Source organism: Streptomyces sp. NBRC 110028, assembly GCF_001417735.1.
GTDB lineage: Bacteria > Actinomycetota > Actinomycetes > Streptomycetales > Streptomycetaceae > Streptomyces.
The window spans coordinates 110525-126921 of record NZ_BBUZ01000036.1; the positions used below are offsets into that span (position 1 = coordinate 110525).

17 protein-coding genes and 1 tRNA gene are annotated in these 16397 nt (G+C 72.7%); 15 read left to right on the forward strand and 3 right to left on the reverse strand.

Features of this window, described 5'->3' with window-relative positions; genetic code table 11:
• Positions 1 to 95 precede the first annotated feature (95 nt).
• From ASC60_RS28835 to ASC60_RS28890, 12 genes are all read left to right on the forward strand, one after another.
• Complete coding sequence (locus ASC60_RS28835; protein ID WP_055556009.1) at positions 96 to 512, forward strand: NADH-quinone oxidoreductase subunit A; 417 nt, start codon at positions 96 to 98, stop codon at positions 510 to 512.
• Positions 503 to 1108, forward strand: a complete 606-nt coding sequence (locus ASC60_RS28840) for an NADH-quinone oxidoreductase subunit B (protein WP_055556011.1) — start codon at positions 503 to 505, stop codon at positions 1106 to 1108. The genes ASC60_RS28835 and ASC60_RS28840 overlap by 10 nt, the downstream gene beginning before the upstream one ends.
• Entirely contained in the window at positions 1105 to 2595 is a 1491-nt protein-coding gene (locus ASC60_RS28845) for an NADH-quinone oxidoreductase subunit C (RefSeq protein WP_055556013.1), read from the forward strand. Before ASC60_RS28840 ends, ASC60_RS28845 begins: the two co-directional genes overlap by 4 nt.
• The gene (locus ASC60_RS28850; RefSeq protein WP_055556015.1) at positions 2592 to 3554 is read left to right on the forward strand and encodes a complex I subunit 1 family protein; all 963 of its coding nucleotides are present in this window, start codon (positions 2592 to 2594) and stop codon (positions 3552 to 3554) included. The genes ASC60_RS28845 and ASC60_RS28850 overlap by 4 nt, the downstream gene beginning before the upstream one ends.
• Entirely contained in the window at positions 3554 to 4150 is a 597-nt protein-coding gene (locus ASC60_RS28855) for an NADH-quinone oxidoreductase subunit I (RefSeq protein ID WP_055556017.1), read from the forward strand. The genes ASC60_RS28850 and ASC60_RS28855 overlap by 1 nt, the downstream gene beginning before the upstream one ends.
• Entirely contained in the window at positions 4147 to 4707 is a 561-nt protein-coding gene (locus ASC60_RS28860; RefSeq protein WP_055556019.1) for an NADH-quinone oxidoreductase subunit J, read from the forward strand. Before ASC60_RS28855 ends, ASC60_RS28860 begins: the two co-directional genes overlap by 4 nt.
• The gene (gene nuoK / locus ASC60_RS28865) at positions 4707 to 5132 is read left to right on the forward strand and encodes an NADH-quinone oxidoreductase subunit NuoK (RefSeq protein WP_055556021.1); all 426 of its coding nucleotides are present in this window, start codon (positions 4707 to 4709) and stop codon (positions 5130 to 5132) included. Before ASC60_RS28860 ends, nuoK begins: the two co-directional genes overlap by 1 nt.
• Complete coding sequence (locus ASC60_RS28870; protein ID WP_055556024.1) at positions 5129 to 7147, forward strand: NADH-quinone oxidoreductase subunit L; 2019 nt, start codon at positions 5129 to 5131, stop codon at positions 7145 to 7147. The genes nuoK and ASC60_RS28870 overlap by 4 nt, the downstream gene beginning before the upstream one ends.
• Before the next feature lie 3 nt (positions 7148 to 7150).
• A complete protein-coding gene (locus ASC60_RS28875; protein WP_055556026.1) occupies positions 7151 to 8749 on the forward strand; it encodes a NuoM family protein in 1599 nt (532 codons plus the stop codon).
• Entirely contained in the window at positions 8746 to 10287 is a 1542-nt protein-coding gene (locus ASC60_RS28880; RefSeq protein WP_055556027.1) for an NADH-quinone oxidoreductase subunit N, read from the forward strand. The genes ASC60_RS28875 and ASC60_RS28880 overlap by 4 nt, the downstream gene beginning before the upstream one ends.
• Before the next feature lie 136 nt (positions 10288 to 10423).
• Positions 10424 to 11287 (forward strand): zinc metalloprotease HtpX, encoded by an 864-nt coding sequence (gene htpX / locus ASC60_RS28885; protein ID WP_055556030.1) that lies wholly within the window; start codon positions 10424 to 10426, stop codon positions 11285 to 11287.
• Positions 11284 to 11676, forward strand: coding sequence for a YccF domain-containing protein (locus tag ASC60_RS28890; protein WP_055556032.1), 393 nt, complete (start codon positions 11284 to 11286; stop codon positions 11674 to 11676). Before htpX ends, ASC60_RS28890 begins: the two co-directional genes overlap by 4 nt.
• A gap of 11 nt (positions 11677 to 11687) precedes the next feature.
• Here the strand turns inward: ASC60_RS28890 and ASC60_RS28895 are convergent, their stop codons facing one another.
• Both ASC60_RS28895 and ASC60_RS28905 read right to left on the reverse strand, forming a co-directional pair.
• Positions 11688 to 12824, reverse strand: a complete 1137-nt coding sequence (locus tag ASC60_RS28895; RefSeq protein WP_055556034.1) for a helix-turn-helix transcriptional regulator — start codon at positions 12822 to 12824, stop codon at positions 11688 to 11690.
• 331 nt (positions 12825 to 13155) lie between these two features.
• Positions 13156 to 13644 (reverse strand): YajQ family cyclic di-GMP-binding protein, encoded by a 489-nt coding sequence (locus tag ASC60_RS28905; RefSeq protein ID WP_055556037.1) that lies wholly within the window; start codon positions 13642 to 13644, stop codon positions 13156 to 13158.
• 196 nt (positions 13645 to 13840) lie between these two features.
• Here ASC60_RS28905 and ASC60_RS28910 point away from each other — a divergent pair.
• From ASC60_RS28910 to ASC60_RS28920, 3 genes are all read left to right on the forward strand, one after another.
• Positions 13841 to 13922 (forward strand) — tRNA-Tyr (locus tag ASC60_RS28910).
• A 65-nt stretch (positions 13923 to 13987) separates the two neighbouring features.
• Entirely contained in the window at positions 13988 to 14620 is a 633-nt protein-coding gene (locus ASC60_RS28915) for a UTRA domain-containing protein (protein ID WP_055556039.1), read from the forward strand.
• A 2-nt stretch (positions 14621 to 14622) separates the two neighbouring features.
• Positions 14623 to 15381 (forward strand): glycosyltransferase, encoded by a 759-nt coding sequence (locus ASC60_RS28920; protein ID WP_055556041.1) that lies wholly within the window; start codon positions 14623 to 14625, stop codon positions 15379 to 15381.
• Between the two features lie 12 nt (positions 15382 to 15393).
• Here the strand turns inward: ASC60_RS28920 and ASC60_RS28925 are convergent, their stop codons facing one another.
• Positions 15394 to 16314, reverse strand: coding sequence for an FkbM family methyltransferase (locus ASC60_RS28925; RefSeq protein ID WP_055556043.1), 921 nt, complete (start codon positions 16312 to 16314; stop codon positions 15394 to 15396).
• Positions 16315 to 16397 lie beyond the last annotated feature (83 nt).

The following is a 16397-nucleotide window of genomic DNA, read 5'->3' on the forward strand; positions in this document are numbered from 1 at the left end:
CCCCACCGCCGGTAGGGCCTAGACTCCCGTGCGTACGGATCGTCGGACACACGAGGTCGACGAGCAGCAGGCAGGACAGGGAGCGAGGGGCGGACGTGCCGGAGGCGACGACCGTGCGCGCGGCCAGTGGCGTCCCGCTCGCGGCCGACTACTTCCACGCCTATACGGTGGTGGGCCTGGTCGCGGCGGTCGGGGTGATGTTCGTGGCCGTGGCCTTCGGGGCCGGGCGGCTGCTGCGACCGGTGGTGCCGACGCCCGAGAAGCTGCTGACATACGAGTGCGGTGTGGACCCCGTGGGCGAGAGCTGGGCACACACCCAGGTCCGCTACTACGTCTACGCTTTCTTGTACGTGATTTTCGCGGTGGATTCGATCTTCCTGTTCCCGTGGGCGACGGTCTTCGCCGCGCCCGGTTTCGGCGCCGCCACCCTGGTGGAGATGTTCATCTTCCTCGGGTTCCTCGCCGTAGGTCTGCTGTACGCATGGAAGAAGGGCGTCCTGGAATGGACGTGACACCGACCCCCGCGCAGGCTCCCGTGGATCTCCCGGAGCCGCGCCGCCTCGGCCCGCTCGCCCGGCTGGCGCCCGAACCGATGAAGGTGGTCCTGAACTGGGGCCGCCGCTACAGCCTGTGGGTCTTCAACTTCGGGCTCGCCTGCTGCGCCATCGAGTTCATCGCCGCCTCGATGGCCCGCCACGACTTCATCCGGCTCGGCGTGATCCCCTTCGCGCCCGGACCGCGCCAGGCCGACCTGATGGTCGTCTCCGGCACCGTCACCGACAAGATGGCGCCCGCGGTCAAGCGTCTCTACGAGCAGATGCCGGAACCGAAGTACGTGATCTCCTTCGGCGCCTGCTCGAACTGCGGCGGGCCCTACTGGGACTCGTACGCCGTGACCAAGGGCGTCGACCAGATCATCCCGGTCGATGTGTACGTCCCCGGCTGCCCGCCCCGGCCCGAGGCGCTGCTCCAGGGCATCCTCAAGCTCCAGGAGAAGATCGCCCGCGAGTCGCTGGGGGAGCGGTACGCGACGGGCGGCCGCCCGTCCACGGCCGCGCTGCGCAGCGGCCTGGTCACGCCCCCGGCGGCCGGGGAGGACACGCCATGACCGAGCCGAACGAGGCCGCCGAGCCGGACGTGGTGGGCTGGCTGCCGCGTCCCGCCGCCGAACTGTTCGGCGCGGGCGCCACGGCCGAGGAGGCGTACGGCCTGCTCACCGTCGACGTGCCCGCCGAGTCCTGGACGACGGCGCTGGAGACCGCCCGCGACACCCTCCGCTGCACCTACTTCGACTGGCTGAGCGCGGTGGACGAGCCCGGCGAGGGCTTCCGGGTGGCCGCGCACGTCGTCGCGCTCGCCCCGGGCGCCGCCATACGCCGGCTGCTGGTCCGCACCACCGTCCCGCACGACGCGGCCACCCTGCCCACCGCCGTGGGCGTCTACGCGGGAGCGGCCTGGCACGAGCGCGAGACCCACGAGATGTTCGGGATCGGCTTCGACGGCCACCCCGGCCTCGCGCCGCTGCTGCTGCCCGACAACTTCGAGGGCCACCCGCTGCGCAAGGACTTCGTGCTGGCGGCCCGGGTCGCCAAGGCCTGGCCGGGCGCGAAGGAGCCGGGGGAGTCCGACCACGGCGGCCCCAAGCGGCGCCAGATGCTCCCCCCGGGCGTGCCCGACCCCAACGAATGGGGCCCGCTCAAGGGCCAGCTCCCGCCCGCCCCCGCCCGCCCGGCCCGCGGCGCCCGCGCGGCGGGCGACCGCCCGGTCCGCCGCGCGCGCAGTGCGTCGGCCGGTTCGGCGTCCCAGTCCGGCGAGGCCGCAGAGCCGAAGGCCGCGGGCGCGGCCCCGGCCGAGCGCCCGGCGCGGCGGACGCGCAGCGCGTCGGCGGGCTCGGCGAGCCAGCAGGCCGCGGCGGCCGCCGACGCGGCGCCGACGCCGGACGCGCCGGCGGCCGAGCGCCCCGCGCGCCGTACGGGCGGCGCGGGCGAGGCCCCGGCACCCGAGCGCGACAGCGCGGCCACGCTCGACGCCTCGGGCTCGGCACCGGCGGAGACCGGTGCGGAAACCCCGGCGGAGACCGCGCCCCCGGCGGCCGGTCGCCCGGCGAGGCGCACCCGCGGTGCGAGCGAGGGCCCGGCCGGCCGGCAGGAGCCGTCCGCCGACGCGCGGTCCGGCGCGACGACGCCCGGCGCGACGACGCCCGACGCGACGACGCCCGACGCGGCGGCCCCCGCCACGGAGGCCGAGCGCCCGGCGCGGCGGCCCCGCGCGTCCGACGCCCCGTGGCACCACGCGCGCCCGGCGTATGACGACGCCGCGCGGCAGGACGGCCCGGACGCGGAAGCCGTGAAACCGGGCGCCCCGGAACAACCGGCCGAAGCGAAACGCGGCGCTGCCGAAACCGGCGAGCCCGGAGCCGCCGAACCCGAGACCGGCCAACCCGACACCGCGCGACCGGGAACCGACGAACCCGACACCGCGCGACCCGGCCCCGCCGAACCCGGCCGCACGGAACCCGACCGTGCCGCCGAACCCGGTGGTCCGAGCCACGACGAGACGACCCACCCCGACGGCCCCCCGGGAGGCACCGCGTGAACGACGTCCTCGACGTCGCGCTGCGACTGCTCGTCCTCCTCGTCGCGTTCCTGGTCCTCCCGCTGCTGGTCGGTCAGACCGAGCACAAGGTCATGGCCCATATGCAGGGCCGCCTCGGGCCGATGTACGCGGGTGGCTTCCACGGGTGGGCCCAGCTGGTCGCGGACGGCGTGAAGTTCGCGCAGAAGGAGGACGTGGTTCCGGCCGGGGCCGACCGGCGGATCTTCCAACTCGCGCCCGCCGTCGCGCTGCTGCCGTATCTGCTGGTCCTGGTCGCGATCCCGATCGGCCCGGACGGCGCGGTCGGGCAGGCCATCGACGCGGGCATCTTCTTCGTGCTCGCGGTGATGGGCGTCGGCGTGCTGGGCTCGCTGATGGCGGGCTGGGCGTCGGCCAATAAGTTCTCCCTGCTCGGCGGCTTGCGGACGGCCGCCCAGCTCATGGCGTACGAGCTGCCGATGCTGCTCACCGCCGCGTCCGTGGCGATGGCCGCGGGCACGGTGTCGCTGCCCGGCATCCTCGACGCGTTCCAGTGGTGGTGGGTGCCGTGGCAGATCGTCGGCGGGTTGGTGTTCTTCACCGCCGGGCTGGCCGAGCTGCAACGCCCGCCGTTCGACGCCCCGGTGGCCGACTCCGAGATCATCTTCGGCGCGTACACCGAGTACACCGGGCTGCGCTTCGCGCTCTTCCTGCTCGCCGAGTACGCGGGCATCGTGATCCTCTGCGGTCTGACCACCGTCCTGTTCCTCGGCGGCTGGCACGGTCCGCTCGAAGGCGACATCGGCTGGGTGTGGACGCTGCTCAAGACGGCCGTCCTCGCCTTCGTCGTGATCTGGCTGCGGGTGAGCTATCCGCGGCTGCGCGAGGACCAGTTGCAGAAGCTCGCCTGGACCTGCCTCATTCCGCTTTCTCTCGCCCAGATCGCCCTCACCGGCGTCGTCAAGGTGGTGATCTCCTGATGGGTATTCCCGGTTCCGGCCTGGCCAAGGGCCTCGCCGTCACCCTGCGCACGATGACCCGCAGGGCGCACACCGCGCAGTATCCGCAGGCCCAGCCCGAACTGCCGCCCCGCACCCGTGGGGTGATCGGGCTGTTCGAGGAGAACTGCACGGTCTGCATGCTGTGCGCGCGCGAGTGCCCGGACTGGTGCATCTACATCGACTCGCACAAGGAGACGGTGCCCCCGGCGGCGCCGGGCGGACGCGAGCGCAGCCGCAATGTGCTGGATCGGTTCGCCATCGACTTCGCCCTGTGCATGTACTGCGGTATCTGCATCGAGGTGTGTCCTTTCGACGCGCTGTTCTGGTCGCCGGAGTTCGAGTACGCGGAGGAGGACATCCGCGACCTCACCCATGAGCGGGACAAGCTCCGCGAATGGATGTGGACGGTGCCCGCGCCGCCCGCGCTCGACCCGGCCGCCGAGGAGCCGAAGGAGATCGCCGCCGCCCGCAAGGCCGCCGAGAAGGCCGCCGCGGCCGAAGCGGCGAAGGCGGCCGAAGCGGCCGAAGCGGCGAAGGCGGCCGAGCCCGACGGGCAGAACGGGGGCGCCTCGTGAGCACCGCGGTCCACCTGGCCGCCGGCGGCCACGGGTTCCTGTCGCCCACCGGCGTCGAGATCGCCTTCCTCCTGGTGGGCATCGCGACGTTCGCCGCGGCCGTCGTCACCGTCACCACCAAGCAGCTGGTGCACGCCGCGCTGTGGCTGGTGGTGGCGCTCGGCGGGCTCGCCGTGGAGTACCTGCTGCTCACCGCGGAGTTCATCGCCTGGGTGCAGGTGCTGATCTACGTCGGCTCCGTCGTCGTCCTCCTCCTCTTCGGGCTCATGCTGACCAAGGCGCCCATCGGCCGCTCCCCGGACGCCGATTCGGGCAACCGGCCCGCCGCCCTCGCCGTGGCCGTCGCCTCGGCCGCCGCGCTGGTGTGGGTGGTCGTGGACGCCTTCCGGGCCACCTGGATCGATCTGGACAAGGGCGTGCAGGGCTCCACCGCGGTCTCCGGGACAAGCCTGTTCCGTTACTGGGTGCTGCCGTTCGAGGCGCTGTCGGTGCTGCTGCTCGCCGCGCTCGTCGGCGCGATCGTGCTGTCCCGCAAGAAGGCTGAGGAGAAGCGCTGATGCACCTCGCCTACCCCGCCGTGCTCGCGGTCCTCCTCTTCTGCACCGGTCTGTACGGCGTGCTGGCCCGCCGCAACGCGATCCTGGTGCTGATGTCCGTCGAGCTGATGCTCAACGCCGTCAACCTCAACCTCGTCGCCTTCGACGTCTGGCTCCGCGACACCCTGCACGCGGGCCAGGCGCTCACCCTGTTCACCATCGCCATCGCCGCCGCCGAGATCGGCATCGGTCTCGCCATCGTCCTGCTCGTGTACCGCAACCGGGGCACCTCCGACGTCGACCGGCTCCGGGACCTGGCCGACCCCCCGCCGAGAGGCCAGGCGCCCATGAACCACAGCGACGACAGCATGGCAGCCGCCACTGACAACGGCCCCGACAACGGCCCCGACGCCGAGGCATCTCCCGCCCGGAGGCAGACCGCGTGACGACCACGACCGCCGCCGTTCTCGTCCCGCTCCTGCCCTTCCTCGGTGCCGCCGCGGGACTCCTTCTCGGCCGCCGCGCCCCCGGCTTCGTACGGCCCCTCGCCATCCTGCCCACCCTCGCCGCGACCGTGCTCGCCGTCCTCGTCGCCGTACGGCAGGGCGGCGGCGAAGGCGCCGGGAAGGCGCCGCTGACCCTCGCCACCCGGCTCGCCGACACTGGCTCGGTCCCGATCGACCTGGCGCTGCACATCGACGGGTTCGCCGCCCTGGTCGCGGTCCTCGTCGGCGTCGTCGCGTGCTGCGTGCAGGTCTACTCGACCGGCTACCTGCGGGACGACCCCCGCTACCCGTCCTACGCCGCCCTCGTCTCCCTCTTCACCGCCGCGATGCTCCTCGTCGTCTATTCCGACGACCTGATCGTGCTGCTCGTCGGCTGGGAGATCATGGGCATCTGCTCGTACTTCCTGGTCGGCCACTACTGGGAGACCGCGGCCGCCCGGTCCGCCTCGCTCAAGGCGTTCCTCGTCACCAAGCTCGGCGACGTCCCGTTCCTGATCGGCGTCTTCGCGCTCGCCGGGGACACCGGCACGTTCCGCATCAGCGAGATCTACGCCCGGCTCACCGCCACCACCTCCGGCATCCCGCTGGACCACCCGACCCTGATCGCGCTGCTGCTGCTGGCCGGGGTCGCGGGCAAGTCGGCCCAGTTCCCGCTGCACACCTGGCTGCCGGACGCGATGGCGGGCCCCACCCCGGTGTCCGCGCTGATCCACGCCGCCACCATGGTCGCCGCCGGTGTCTACTTCATCGCCCGGCTGCTGCCCGTCTTCGCGTCCTCCGCCGCCGCGCTCGCCGTCCTCGCCGCCATGGCCGCGATCACCATGGTCGGCTCGGCGCTCGCCGCGCTCGCCCAGGACGACATCAAACGCGTCCTCGCCTACTCGACCGTCGGCCAGCTCGGCTACATGACCGGCGCGCTGGCCGTGAACGACCGCGGCGCGGCCGTCTTCCACCTCATCGCCCACGGCGCGTTCAAGGCGCTGCTCTTCCTCGGCGCCGGCGTGATCATCCACGCGGCTGGGACGAACTCGCTGGCCGCCATGTCGCGGATGAGCGGCCTCGCGGGGCGCATCCCCGACGCCTACTGGACCACCACGGTCGCGCTGCTCGCGCTCGCCGCCATCCCGCCGTTCGCGGGCTTCTTCTCCAAGGAAGCCGTCCTCGGCGCCGCCGAGCACGCCGCCACCGGCCACACCTCCGCCGTACCGGCGGGCGTCGGCTGGACCGTGCTCACCGCCGGGCTGCTCACCGCGCTGCTGACCGCCGCGTACGCGGGCCGCCTGTGGCTGCTGGCCTTCCGGGGCAAGGGCGAACAGGCCCCCGACCACGGCAAGCAGCCGATCACGCTGAACATCGTCCTGTGGGTGCTCTTCGTGCCCACCCTCGCCCTCGGGCTGTCCTACCGCACCCTCCCCGACTGGTTCGACGGCGAGACCCTCACCCCCACCCTCACCACCTCCGTCCTCGGCACCGGAGCCGCCCTCATCGGCGTGCTCGTCATGTACGCCGCGTGGCGGCACACCTCGGCGCGGGCCGCCCGCGTACCGCTCGGCGCCGTGGCCGCCCACCCGGACGCCGCCGACGCCGTCTCCGAGGCCGAGGCCATCGCCACCCACGAGGCCGCCTACGGATCCATCGCCGGGGCCGCCGACCCCGCCGATCCCGGCCGCCTCCTCCTCGGCCCCCTCCACCGCCACGCGGCAGCCGGTTTCCACCTCGACGCCGTCTACGGCGCCCTGTTCGTCCGCCCCGTGCGCGCCGCCGCCGGCCTCGTCCGCTTCCTCGACCGCGAGGTCGTCGAGACGTACGTACGCGGCGCGGCCGGTGCCCCCCGCCTGCTCGGCGCGGCCGTCCGCCGCGCCCAGAACGGCAATGTGCAGACCTACCTCGGCGCGCTGCTCGCGGGCTCCCTCGTCCTGGCCGTGGCCGCCGTCCTCGTCGCAGCGGGAGCCTGACCCGTGAACCACACCGTCCTGCAATACCTCCTCGCGGCCGTCGTCGTGCTCCCCCTGCTCGGCTCCGTCGCCGCCCTGCTCCCGGCCCCGCCCGGCCTGAAGGGCCGCGACCCGGACCAGGCCGTGCTGCGCCACGGCGTCACCGTCACCGGCGCCGTGCTCGCCGCCGCCGTCGCGCTCGCCGTCGGCTTCGACCACGGCCGCCCGGGCGCGATGCAGGCCCAGACCGACATCAGCTGGATCCCGGCGCTGGACATCCGGATCCACCTCGGCGTCGACGGCGTCTCGCTGCCCCTGCTCGTGCTGACCGCGCTGCTGACGTTCCTCTGCGCGCTGTACAGCTACTCCAAGGTGCCCGCCGGGGGCTCGACCCCCTCGCCGAAGGGGTTCGTCTCGCTGCTGCTGCTCCTGGAGGGCGGCACCCTGGCCAGCTTCGCGGTCCTGGACCTGATGCTGTTCTTCCTGGCGTTCGAGATGACGCTCATCCCGATGTACTTCCTCATCAACCGGTGGGGAGGCGCCGAACGGGAGCGCGCCGCCTGGCGGTTCATCCTCTACACGCTGCTCGGCTCCGTCATCATGCTGCTCGGCCTCCTCCTCGTCGGGGTCAAGGGCGGCACTTTCGACATGGTGGCACTCGCCACCGACAACGGCTCCGGGCTCAGCCACACCACCCAGCTCATCGCGGCCCTCGCCATCATCGCCGGACTCGCCGTCAAGGCCCCGATGTGGCCGCTGCACAGCTGGCTGCCGGACGCCCACACCGCCGCGCCCACCGTCGGCTCGGTCCTCCTCGCGGGCGTCCTGCTGAAGATGGGCACGTACGGACTGGTCCGCATCGTGCTGCCGATGGTCCCCGAGGGCGCCCACACCTACGCGCCCTACCTGGCCGCGTTCGCCGTCGTCGGCATCATCTACGGATCCCTCGCCTGCCTGGCGTTGGCACGCTCCGGAGCGGGCGGCGACCTCAAGCGGCTCATCGCCTACTCCTCCGTCGGCCACATGGGCTTCGTGCTGCTCGGCATCGCCACCCTCACCCCCACCGGGGTGAACGGCGCGCTGTTCGCCAACATCGCCCACGGCCTCATCACCGGCCTGCTCTTCTTCCTCGTCGGCGCGCTCAAGGACCGCTCCGGCACCACCGACCTGGACCAGCTCTCGGGCGCCGGCGGCGCCGCCCTCTACGGCAGGGCGCCCCGCCTCGGCGGGCTGCTCGCCTTCGGCGCCGTCGCCTCCCTGGGACTGCCCGGACTCGCCGGGTTCTGGGGCGAGATGCTCGCCATGTTCGGCGCCTTCGAACCCGCCCACGGGCTCAGCCGCCCGGCGTACCTCACCTATATGGCGCTCGCCGCCTTCGGCACCCTGCTGACCGCCGCCTACATGCTCATCGTCGTACGGCGCGTCTGCATGGGCGACCACCCCGTGGAACCCGGGGCCGAACACGGCGCCGCCCGGCCCGCCCTGGCCGACGTCCACGGCTACGAATTCGCCGCCTGGAGCCCCCTGGTGGCCCTCACCGTCCTCGCCGGACTGTGGCCCGCGGCCCTCCTCGGCCTCACCGACCCGGCCGTGCAGCAGCTCCTCGCGGGAGGCAACCGATGACACCGATCGCCTCTGGTCTCGCCGCGGACCTCGTCCAGTCCGTCGACTGGTCCGCCGTCGCCCCGCCCACCATCGCCGCCGTGGCCGGACTCGTCGTCCTCGTCGCCGACCTCTTCCTGCCCGAGCGCAGGAAGCCCCTCCTGGGATGGCTGGCGATCACGGGCCTTCTCCTCGCCGGGCTCAGCCTGCTGCCCCTGCTCCACGCGGACCGCTCCACCTTCTGCGTCGGCTCCGGCGGCGCCGAGGCGTGCAGCTACACGGCCGACGCGTTCACCCTCGTCATCCAGCTCCTGGTGCTCGGCGGGGCGCTGCTCACCGCGCTGCTGTCCGTCAGCGGCATCCAGGACCTGCGGCTCCCCGCGGGCGAGTTCTGGTTCCTGCTGCTGTCGTCCGCCTCCGGCGCGGCCCTGCTGCCCGCCTCCCGGGACCTCGCGACCCTCGTCGTCGCCCTGGAGGTGGCCTCCCTCCCCGCCTTCGCGCTCGTCGGACTGCGCCGGGAGAGCCGGCTCTCCTCCGAGGCCGCGCTGAAGTTCTTCCTCTCCTCGGTCACCGCGACCGCCGTCATGCTGCTCGGCGTCAGCTTCGTCTACGCCACCACCGGCAGCCTGCACCTGTCCCGGATCGCCGACGGCCTCACCCATGTCGACCCCCGGCTCGACACGCTCGCCCAGACCGGCGTCGTCCTCACCCTGGTCGGCTTCGCCTTCAAGACCGCCGCCGTGCCCTTCCACTTCTGGGTCCCGGACACCTACGTCGGCGCGCCGATCCCGGTGGCCGCCTACCTCTCCGTGGTCGGCAAGGCGGTCGGCTTCTCCGGCCTCATCCTGGTGACCCTCCTCGCCTTCCCGTCCTACGACGACGTGTGGGGCCCGGCCATCGCCGTCCTCGCCGCGCTCACCATGACCGCGGGCAACGTCGCCGCGCTGCGCCAGCGCCCCGAGCGCGCGCACAGCGCCGTCCGCCTGCTGGCCTGGTCCTCCGTCGGCCAGGCGGGCTATCTGCTGGTCCCGATCGCCGCCGCCGGATACGCGGGCTCCGCCGGCGACGCGTCCCAGGCCATCGGCTCCACCGTCGCCTACGCGCTGATGTACGCGGCCGTGAACCTCGGCGCCTTCGCGGTCGTCGCCCTCGTCGCCCGTACGCACGCCACCGGCCGCATCACCGACTACCGCGGCCTGTACGCGGCCCGCCCGGCCGCCGCCCTCGCGCTCGGCTTCTTCCTGCTGTGCCTGGCCGGGCTGCCGCCGGGCATCATCGGGCTCTTCGCCAAGGTGACCGTCTTCTCCACGGCCGTCCACGCGGGCCTCGGCTGGCTGGCCGTCGTGATGGCGCTGAACGTGGTGATCGCCCTCTACTACTACCTCCAGTGGACGGCCGTCCTCTTCCGCGCACCGGAACCCGCGGGCGCGGCGACCGTCACCCCGGTGCCGGCCACCGCCCCCCTGACAGCCGCCATCGGCCTCGCCGCCGTCCTCGGCGTCGCCCTCTCCGGCGCCCCCCAGCTCGTCCTGCGGTTCGCCTCCGGCGCCCTGCTGTAGCGGCCCGCTCACGGTGCACATGGGTGCACAAGGGAACTAGTGACCCTCACCCGGCGTTGACCAGTTCAGGGACGGTCCACTGAAAGGTGGAGACACCAGTCAAGGGTCCCCCTGGGCATCATTGGGAGGGCGTACCGTGCACCGCCGGCACAACGGGCTGAAGACCGCCGTACTCCTCGGGGGACTGTCCGCGCTCATCATCGTCATCGGCAGCTTCTTCGGCCGGATGGGGCTGATCATCGCGGTCTTCGTCGCCCTGGGGACGAACGCGTACGCCTACTGGAACAGCGACAAGCTCGCCCTGCGGGCCATGCGGGCGCGTCCCGTCAGCGAGTTCGAGGCGCCCGGGCTCTACCGGATGGTGCGCGAGCTGTCGACCGCCGCCCGGCAGCCCATGCCGCGGCTCTACATCTCCCCGACCGAGGCGCCCAACGCCTTCGCGACCGGCCGCAACCCGCGCAGGGCCGCGGTCTGCTGCACCGACGGCATCCTGCGGCTGCTCGACGAGCGGGAGCTGCGGGGGGTCATCGGCCATGAGCTGAGTCACGTCTACAACCGCGACATCCTCATCTCCTCCATCGCGGGCGCGCTGGCCAGCGTGGTGGTGTTCCTGGTCAACTTCGCCTGGCTGATCCCGGTCGGCCGGTCCGACGACGACGAGGGCCCCGGGATCATCGGGATGCTGCTGATCATGTTCCTCGGCCCGCTCGCGGCCGCCATCATCCAGCTCGCCGTCAGCCGCTCCCGCGAGTACGAGGCGGACGCGTCCGGCGCCCAGCTCACCGGCGACCCCCTGGCCCTCGCCAGCGCCCTGCGCAAGCTCGAAGCGGGCACGCAGGCGCTGCCGCTGCCCCCGGAACCCCGGCTGGAGACCGCCAGCCATATGATGATCGCCAACCCGTTCCGGGCCGGGGACGGAATGGCGAAGCTCTTCTCCACCCACCCGCCCATGCGGGAGCGGATCGCACGACTCGAAAAGATGGCGGGGGAGCAACCATGAGAACCATTCTGAATATCATCTGGCTCGTGCTCAGCGGCTTCTGGATGGCGTGCGGCTATGTGCTCGCCGGTCTGCTGCTGTGCGTCACCATCATCGGCATCCCCTTCGGGATCGCCTCGTTCCGCATCGCCGGGTTCGCCCTGTGGCCCTTCGGCCGCACGGCCGTCCCCCGCCGCGACGCGGGCGCCGCCTCCTGCGTGGGCAACGTGCTGTGGCTCATCCTCGCGGGCTGGTGGCTCGCCCTCGGCCACATCGTCACCGGCGTCCTGCTGTGCGTCACGATCATCGGTATCCCGCTGGGCGTCGCCAACTTCAAGCTGATCCCGATCTCCCTCACCCCCCTCGGCCACGACATCGTCCCGACGGACCGCCCCTTCGCCGCCCGCTGATCACCGGCGGGTCAGCTCGCCTTCGCGGTATGCCTCATGAGGTCCAGGAGCGACGGGGGCACGTGCGGCCGGTGGGCCATCACCCGTAGCGTGGTGTGCAGTCTGTCGCGGCTGCGCACGGAGGTGACCGTCTCCAGCAGGGCGTTGATCGAGACCAGCGTGGCCTCGCCCTCCCGCCACGCGTGGGCGGCCGCGTACGCCGACAGCAGGGCGACGCTGTAGTAGAGCGTCCCCCGGCCCTCCGGGAAGGGCGCCGAGGCCAGTTCGAGGGCGCGCCGCATCTTGGGGATCGCGGTCCTGGCCTCACCGGCGGCAAGGAGCGCCTCGCCCTCGTGGCCGGTGATCTCGCTGTCGTTCACCCACCACGCCCACGCCGGGTCCCGGGGGCTGATCGAGTCCTCCAGCCCGGCCCTGGCGCCCTCCAGTTCGGTCAGCGCCCGCCGGTGGTCGCCCACTTGGGCGAGCGCCCTGCCCCGGCGCACGCGTGCGAGCAGCGCGATACGGGGCGGGACGTGGGGCCTGGTCAGCAGCTCGTCGGCGATCCGCAGCGCCTCGCCCGCGCGGCCGGTCTGTACGTCGTGCATCGCGAGCATGTCCAGGGCGAACCACTCCATGGTCCTGTCCCCGGCCTGCCGGGCGAGCAGGTGGGACTCCAGGAACGCCGTCCGCGAGGCGTCCCACCGCCCGGAGTCGAACAGCAGCCAGCCCGCGATCTCGGCGAGCTCGGCGACGGCCGACAGGTACCCGGCCCGCGCCCGCTCGGGAACGGCGCCCCGGTCCAGCTTCCGCTGCTCCGCCCGCCACACCTGTACGGCCGCCGGTGCCATCACCCCACCGCCGTACCGGTTGTCGTGCGCCAGCAGGTGGGCGACGGAGGCACGCATGTGCGCGATGTCTCCGTCGACGCCGGTGGGCCGCTCGGCGCCCGGCTCCGGCGGGCGTACCTCGGGCGCCCTGAGCGAGACCAGCGCCCCCTCGGCCTCCAGCAGGCCGTCCAGGCCCGCCGCCAGCGCCTTCGACGGCTGCTGTCTGCCGTTGATCACGCGCGAGAGGTAGGCGGGGTCGTAGTTGAGCGCACGGGCCGTGGCGCGTATGGACAAGCCCCGCTCGGCGAGCAGAGCACGAACGCGCGATCCGAAATCGCCCATGGCGGAACTCCCTGCGTGGACCGTTGACTCCTCAGCGTAGTCAACGCTCGGCGACTCCCGCGGCTACGAGCCGGCGCTCAAGGATGGCCGCACCAGTTCCCACGACAGGAAGAACGCGATGACCGGCCTGCGCCTACTGGCGACCGCGGGGCGCATGCCGGGGAACTCCGCTACCTGGCGCACCGGCTGACGGAAGCCCTCCGTGACGCCCTGCGGATCGCCGAGAGCCGGGGCGACCGGCTGACGGCGGCCCCCGCCGGCGGGGATGGTGCCGCCACACACGAACGCCGGGGCCCGCAAGGCCCCGGCGTGCCGTAACCCGGCGCGCGAGCTACCGGTAGTTGACGAACTGGATCGCGAAGTCCAGGTCCTTCCCCTTCAGCAGCGCGATCACGGACTGCAGATCGTCGCGGCTCTTGGAGGTGACCCGCAGCTCCTCGCCCTGCACCTGTGCCTTGACACCCTTCGGGCCCTCATCGCGGATGATCTTGGCGACCTTCTTCGCGTTGTCCTGCGAGATGCCTTCCTGCAGGGAGGCGAAGATCTTGTACTCCTTGCCGGACGCCTGCGGCTCGCCCGCGTCCAGCGCCTTCAGCGAGATCCCGCGCTTGACGAGCTTGGACTGGAAGACGTCGAGGATCGCCTTCACCCGCTCCTCGGAGTTCGCGCGCATCTCGATCCGCTCGCCCGACCAGTCGATCGAGGCCCCGACGTTCTTGAAGTCGTAGCGCTGGGAGATCTCGCGGCTCGCCTGGTTGAGCGCGTTGTCGACCTCCTGCCGCTCGACCTTCGAGACGATGTCGAAACTGGAGTCGGCCATCGTGAGTTGGCTCCTCGTACGTAGATCCGTCAGTGGCACGGCCCAGCGGACCGTAAGCGCCAGCCTAGCCATCCCGGCCATGATCCAGAGGCGATCAACCGGGTGGCGGACCACCCCCCGGCATCAGGTATTGTTTACGTCGTTGCCAGGGAGCGGCACCGCGAAAGCGGCGCAGGGCACCTGGTCACACATCCCAGGCGGTGTGCCCGAGTGGCCAATGGGAGCGGACTGTAAATCCGTCGGCTTAGCCTACCCAGGTTCGAATCCTGGCGCCGCCACGCTGGGAAAACGGCCCCCGAGCCGCGGAAACGCGGCCGGGGGCCGTTGTCATTACGCTGAGAAGATGCCCAGGTACGAGCAGATCGCCGACGCGCTGCGGCCCGGGGCCCGCGCCCCGCGCCATCGCGTCGAGCGGGGCAACGACCGGCACCAGTGGGAGAAGGACCGGGTACGGCGGCCGCGGGCCGAGCGGCTGAGCACCGGGGCCACGGAGCACGACACCGGGCTGCGGGTGACCGATCTCGCCTTCCACGCCGAGTACCGCGAGGCGACGGCGGATGAGGATCTGGCGGCGGTCTTCGGGGTGCCGGTGGGCGCGCGGCTGCTGGAGCGGATCTACCGCACCAGGTGCCGCGCGGAGGACGCCCCCTTCGCCCTGGTGCACTCCTATCTCGTGCACGGCGTCGTGGCCGCCAACCCGGATCTGCTCGACGCCGCCAACGAGCCCTGGCCCGGGGGCACGCAGCACCAGCTCTCCACGATCGGCGTCGAGCTGGACCGGGTCGAGGAACGGGTCACGGCCCGGCCGCCCACGGCGGAAGAGGCCGGGGCGCTCGGCCTCGACCGGGGCGTTTCGCTGCTGCTCATCCGGAAGATCTGCGTCGACACCGGCGGCCGGGTCGTCGAGGTCTCGGATGTGCGGCTGCCCGGTGACCGTACGGAGCTGGTCTTCACCACGCCCCTGAGAAGGTGGTGACCATGCCGAACACCATCACGGTCATCACCGCGGTCCACGCCCCCGCCGCCGGGCATCTGCCGGACGCGTACGGCTCGTTGTGCGAGCAGGAGCTGCCGGACGGCTGGGAGTGGCAGTGGGTCGTCCAGGAGGACGGCGAGACCGACGCCGTACGCCCCCACGTCCCCGCCGACCCACGGATCAGTTTCGGCCAGGGCCGGGCCGGGCGGGCCGCCATGGCCCGCACGATGGGGCTCTCCCGTGCCGAGGGGAGTTACGTCAAGGTGCTGGACGCCGACGACATGCTCACCCCCGGCGCCCTCGCCCGCGACCTGCGCGCACTGGGCGGGAACCCGGAGCTGGGCTGGGCCACCTCGCGCGCCCTGGACCTGCTGCCCGACGGCTCCACCGTCGGCTTCGAGGGCGATCCGCCGCAGGGCCCGATCGCGCGCGGCGCCGTCCTCGGCCACTGGAAGACCCACGGCTACCGCGCCCCGGTCCACCCGGCGACCCTGTGCGTGCGCCGCGACCTGCTCCTGGCCCTCGGCGGCTGGATGGCCCTGCCCGCGTCCGAGGACACCGGGCTGCTGATGGCCCTCAGCGCGGTCAGCCGCGGCTGGTTCACCGCCGAGACCGGACTGCTGTACCGCAAGTGGCCCGGCCAGGTCACCAGCCACGCCGCCCACGCCGACGCGACCGAGCGCGAGGCACGCTTCGCGGTGGTCGAGGCGCGCGCCCGCGTCCTGGCGGCGATGGACGGCTGGCGGTACGAGGCGGGCTGAACCCGGCCGCGGTCAGGGCAGCGTTTCGGCGTCGGTCCGGGAGAAGACCAGGTCGCTCTCGGCCGTGACGGGGCCCCGCCAGCGCACCGGCACCTGAGGAGCGCGCCGCAGGGCGGCCGGGTAGCTGCCCGCCGCGTAGTCGTTGGCCAGGCGGTAGGTGTGGAAGCCGTGGGACGCCAGGGCTTCCAGCAGCTCTTCGACGGATTCCCCCAGGTCGGCCATCCGCTCCGGGGTGACCTCGATCGTCAGCTCCGCGTCCGGCCGGAGCCGGCCGAGCATCGGGACCAGGCCCCGGACGACAGCGCCTTCCGCGCCCTCGACGTCGATCTTGATGACCCTGGCCCGGGCGATCTCCTCCTCGGTGAGCAGGTCGGGCAGCGGGCGGGCCGCGATGTCGAAGGTGGACTCGGCCGGGCCGTCGTAGGGGACGATGCTGTTGGCGCCCATGTTGCGCGAGCTGGCGAGGATGAACGTCAGCAGCTCCTCGCGGTCGGACACGGCGGCGTTGAGGGCGCGGATGTTGGTGGAGCCGTTGCGGCGGGCGTGCCGCAGGAGCAGCTGGTGGAACGTCGGCGAGGCCTCGACCGCCACCACCGTGCCGCCGGGCCCGACCAGGTGTGAGGCGAGGACGCTGTAGTAGCCGATGTTGGCGCCGACGTCCACGAACCCGTCGCCCGGCCTCAGCCTGCGCCGGAGCCAGCGCGTCATATGGGGTTCCCAGACGCCGAAGAGGTACAGGTACCGCTGGATGAGGTCCTGGGTGTCGACGGCGAAGGTGGCGCCGAAGCGGGTGCGGGCCAGACGGCGCAGGGGGCGGTCCCGCAGGGCGGTGTTCAGGTGCCGCTCGACCAGGGCCCGCTTCCCGGCGCTCCAGGGCGCGTGGCGGACGTAGGCGCGGCCGAGGTCCAGGAGGGCCTGGTCGAACCACGGCATCACGGGTGACCTCCAGCTTCGCGCCGAGCGGCGCCCGCGGTCGTAGCGCACGCAAACGCCCGATCGCTGGCGACGGGGGATGC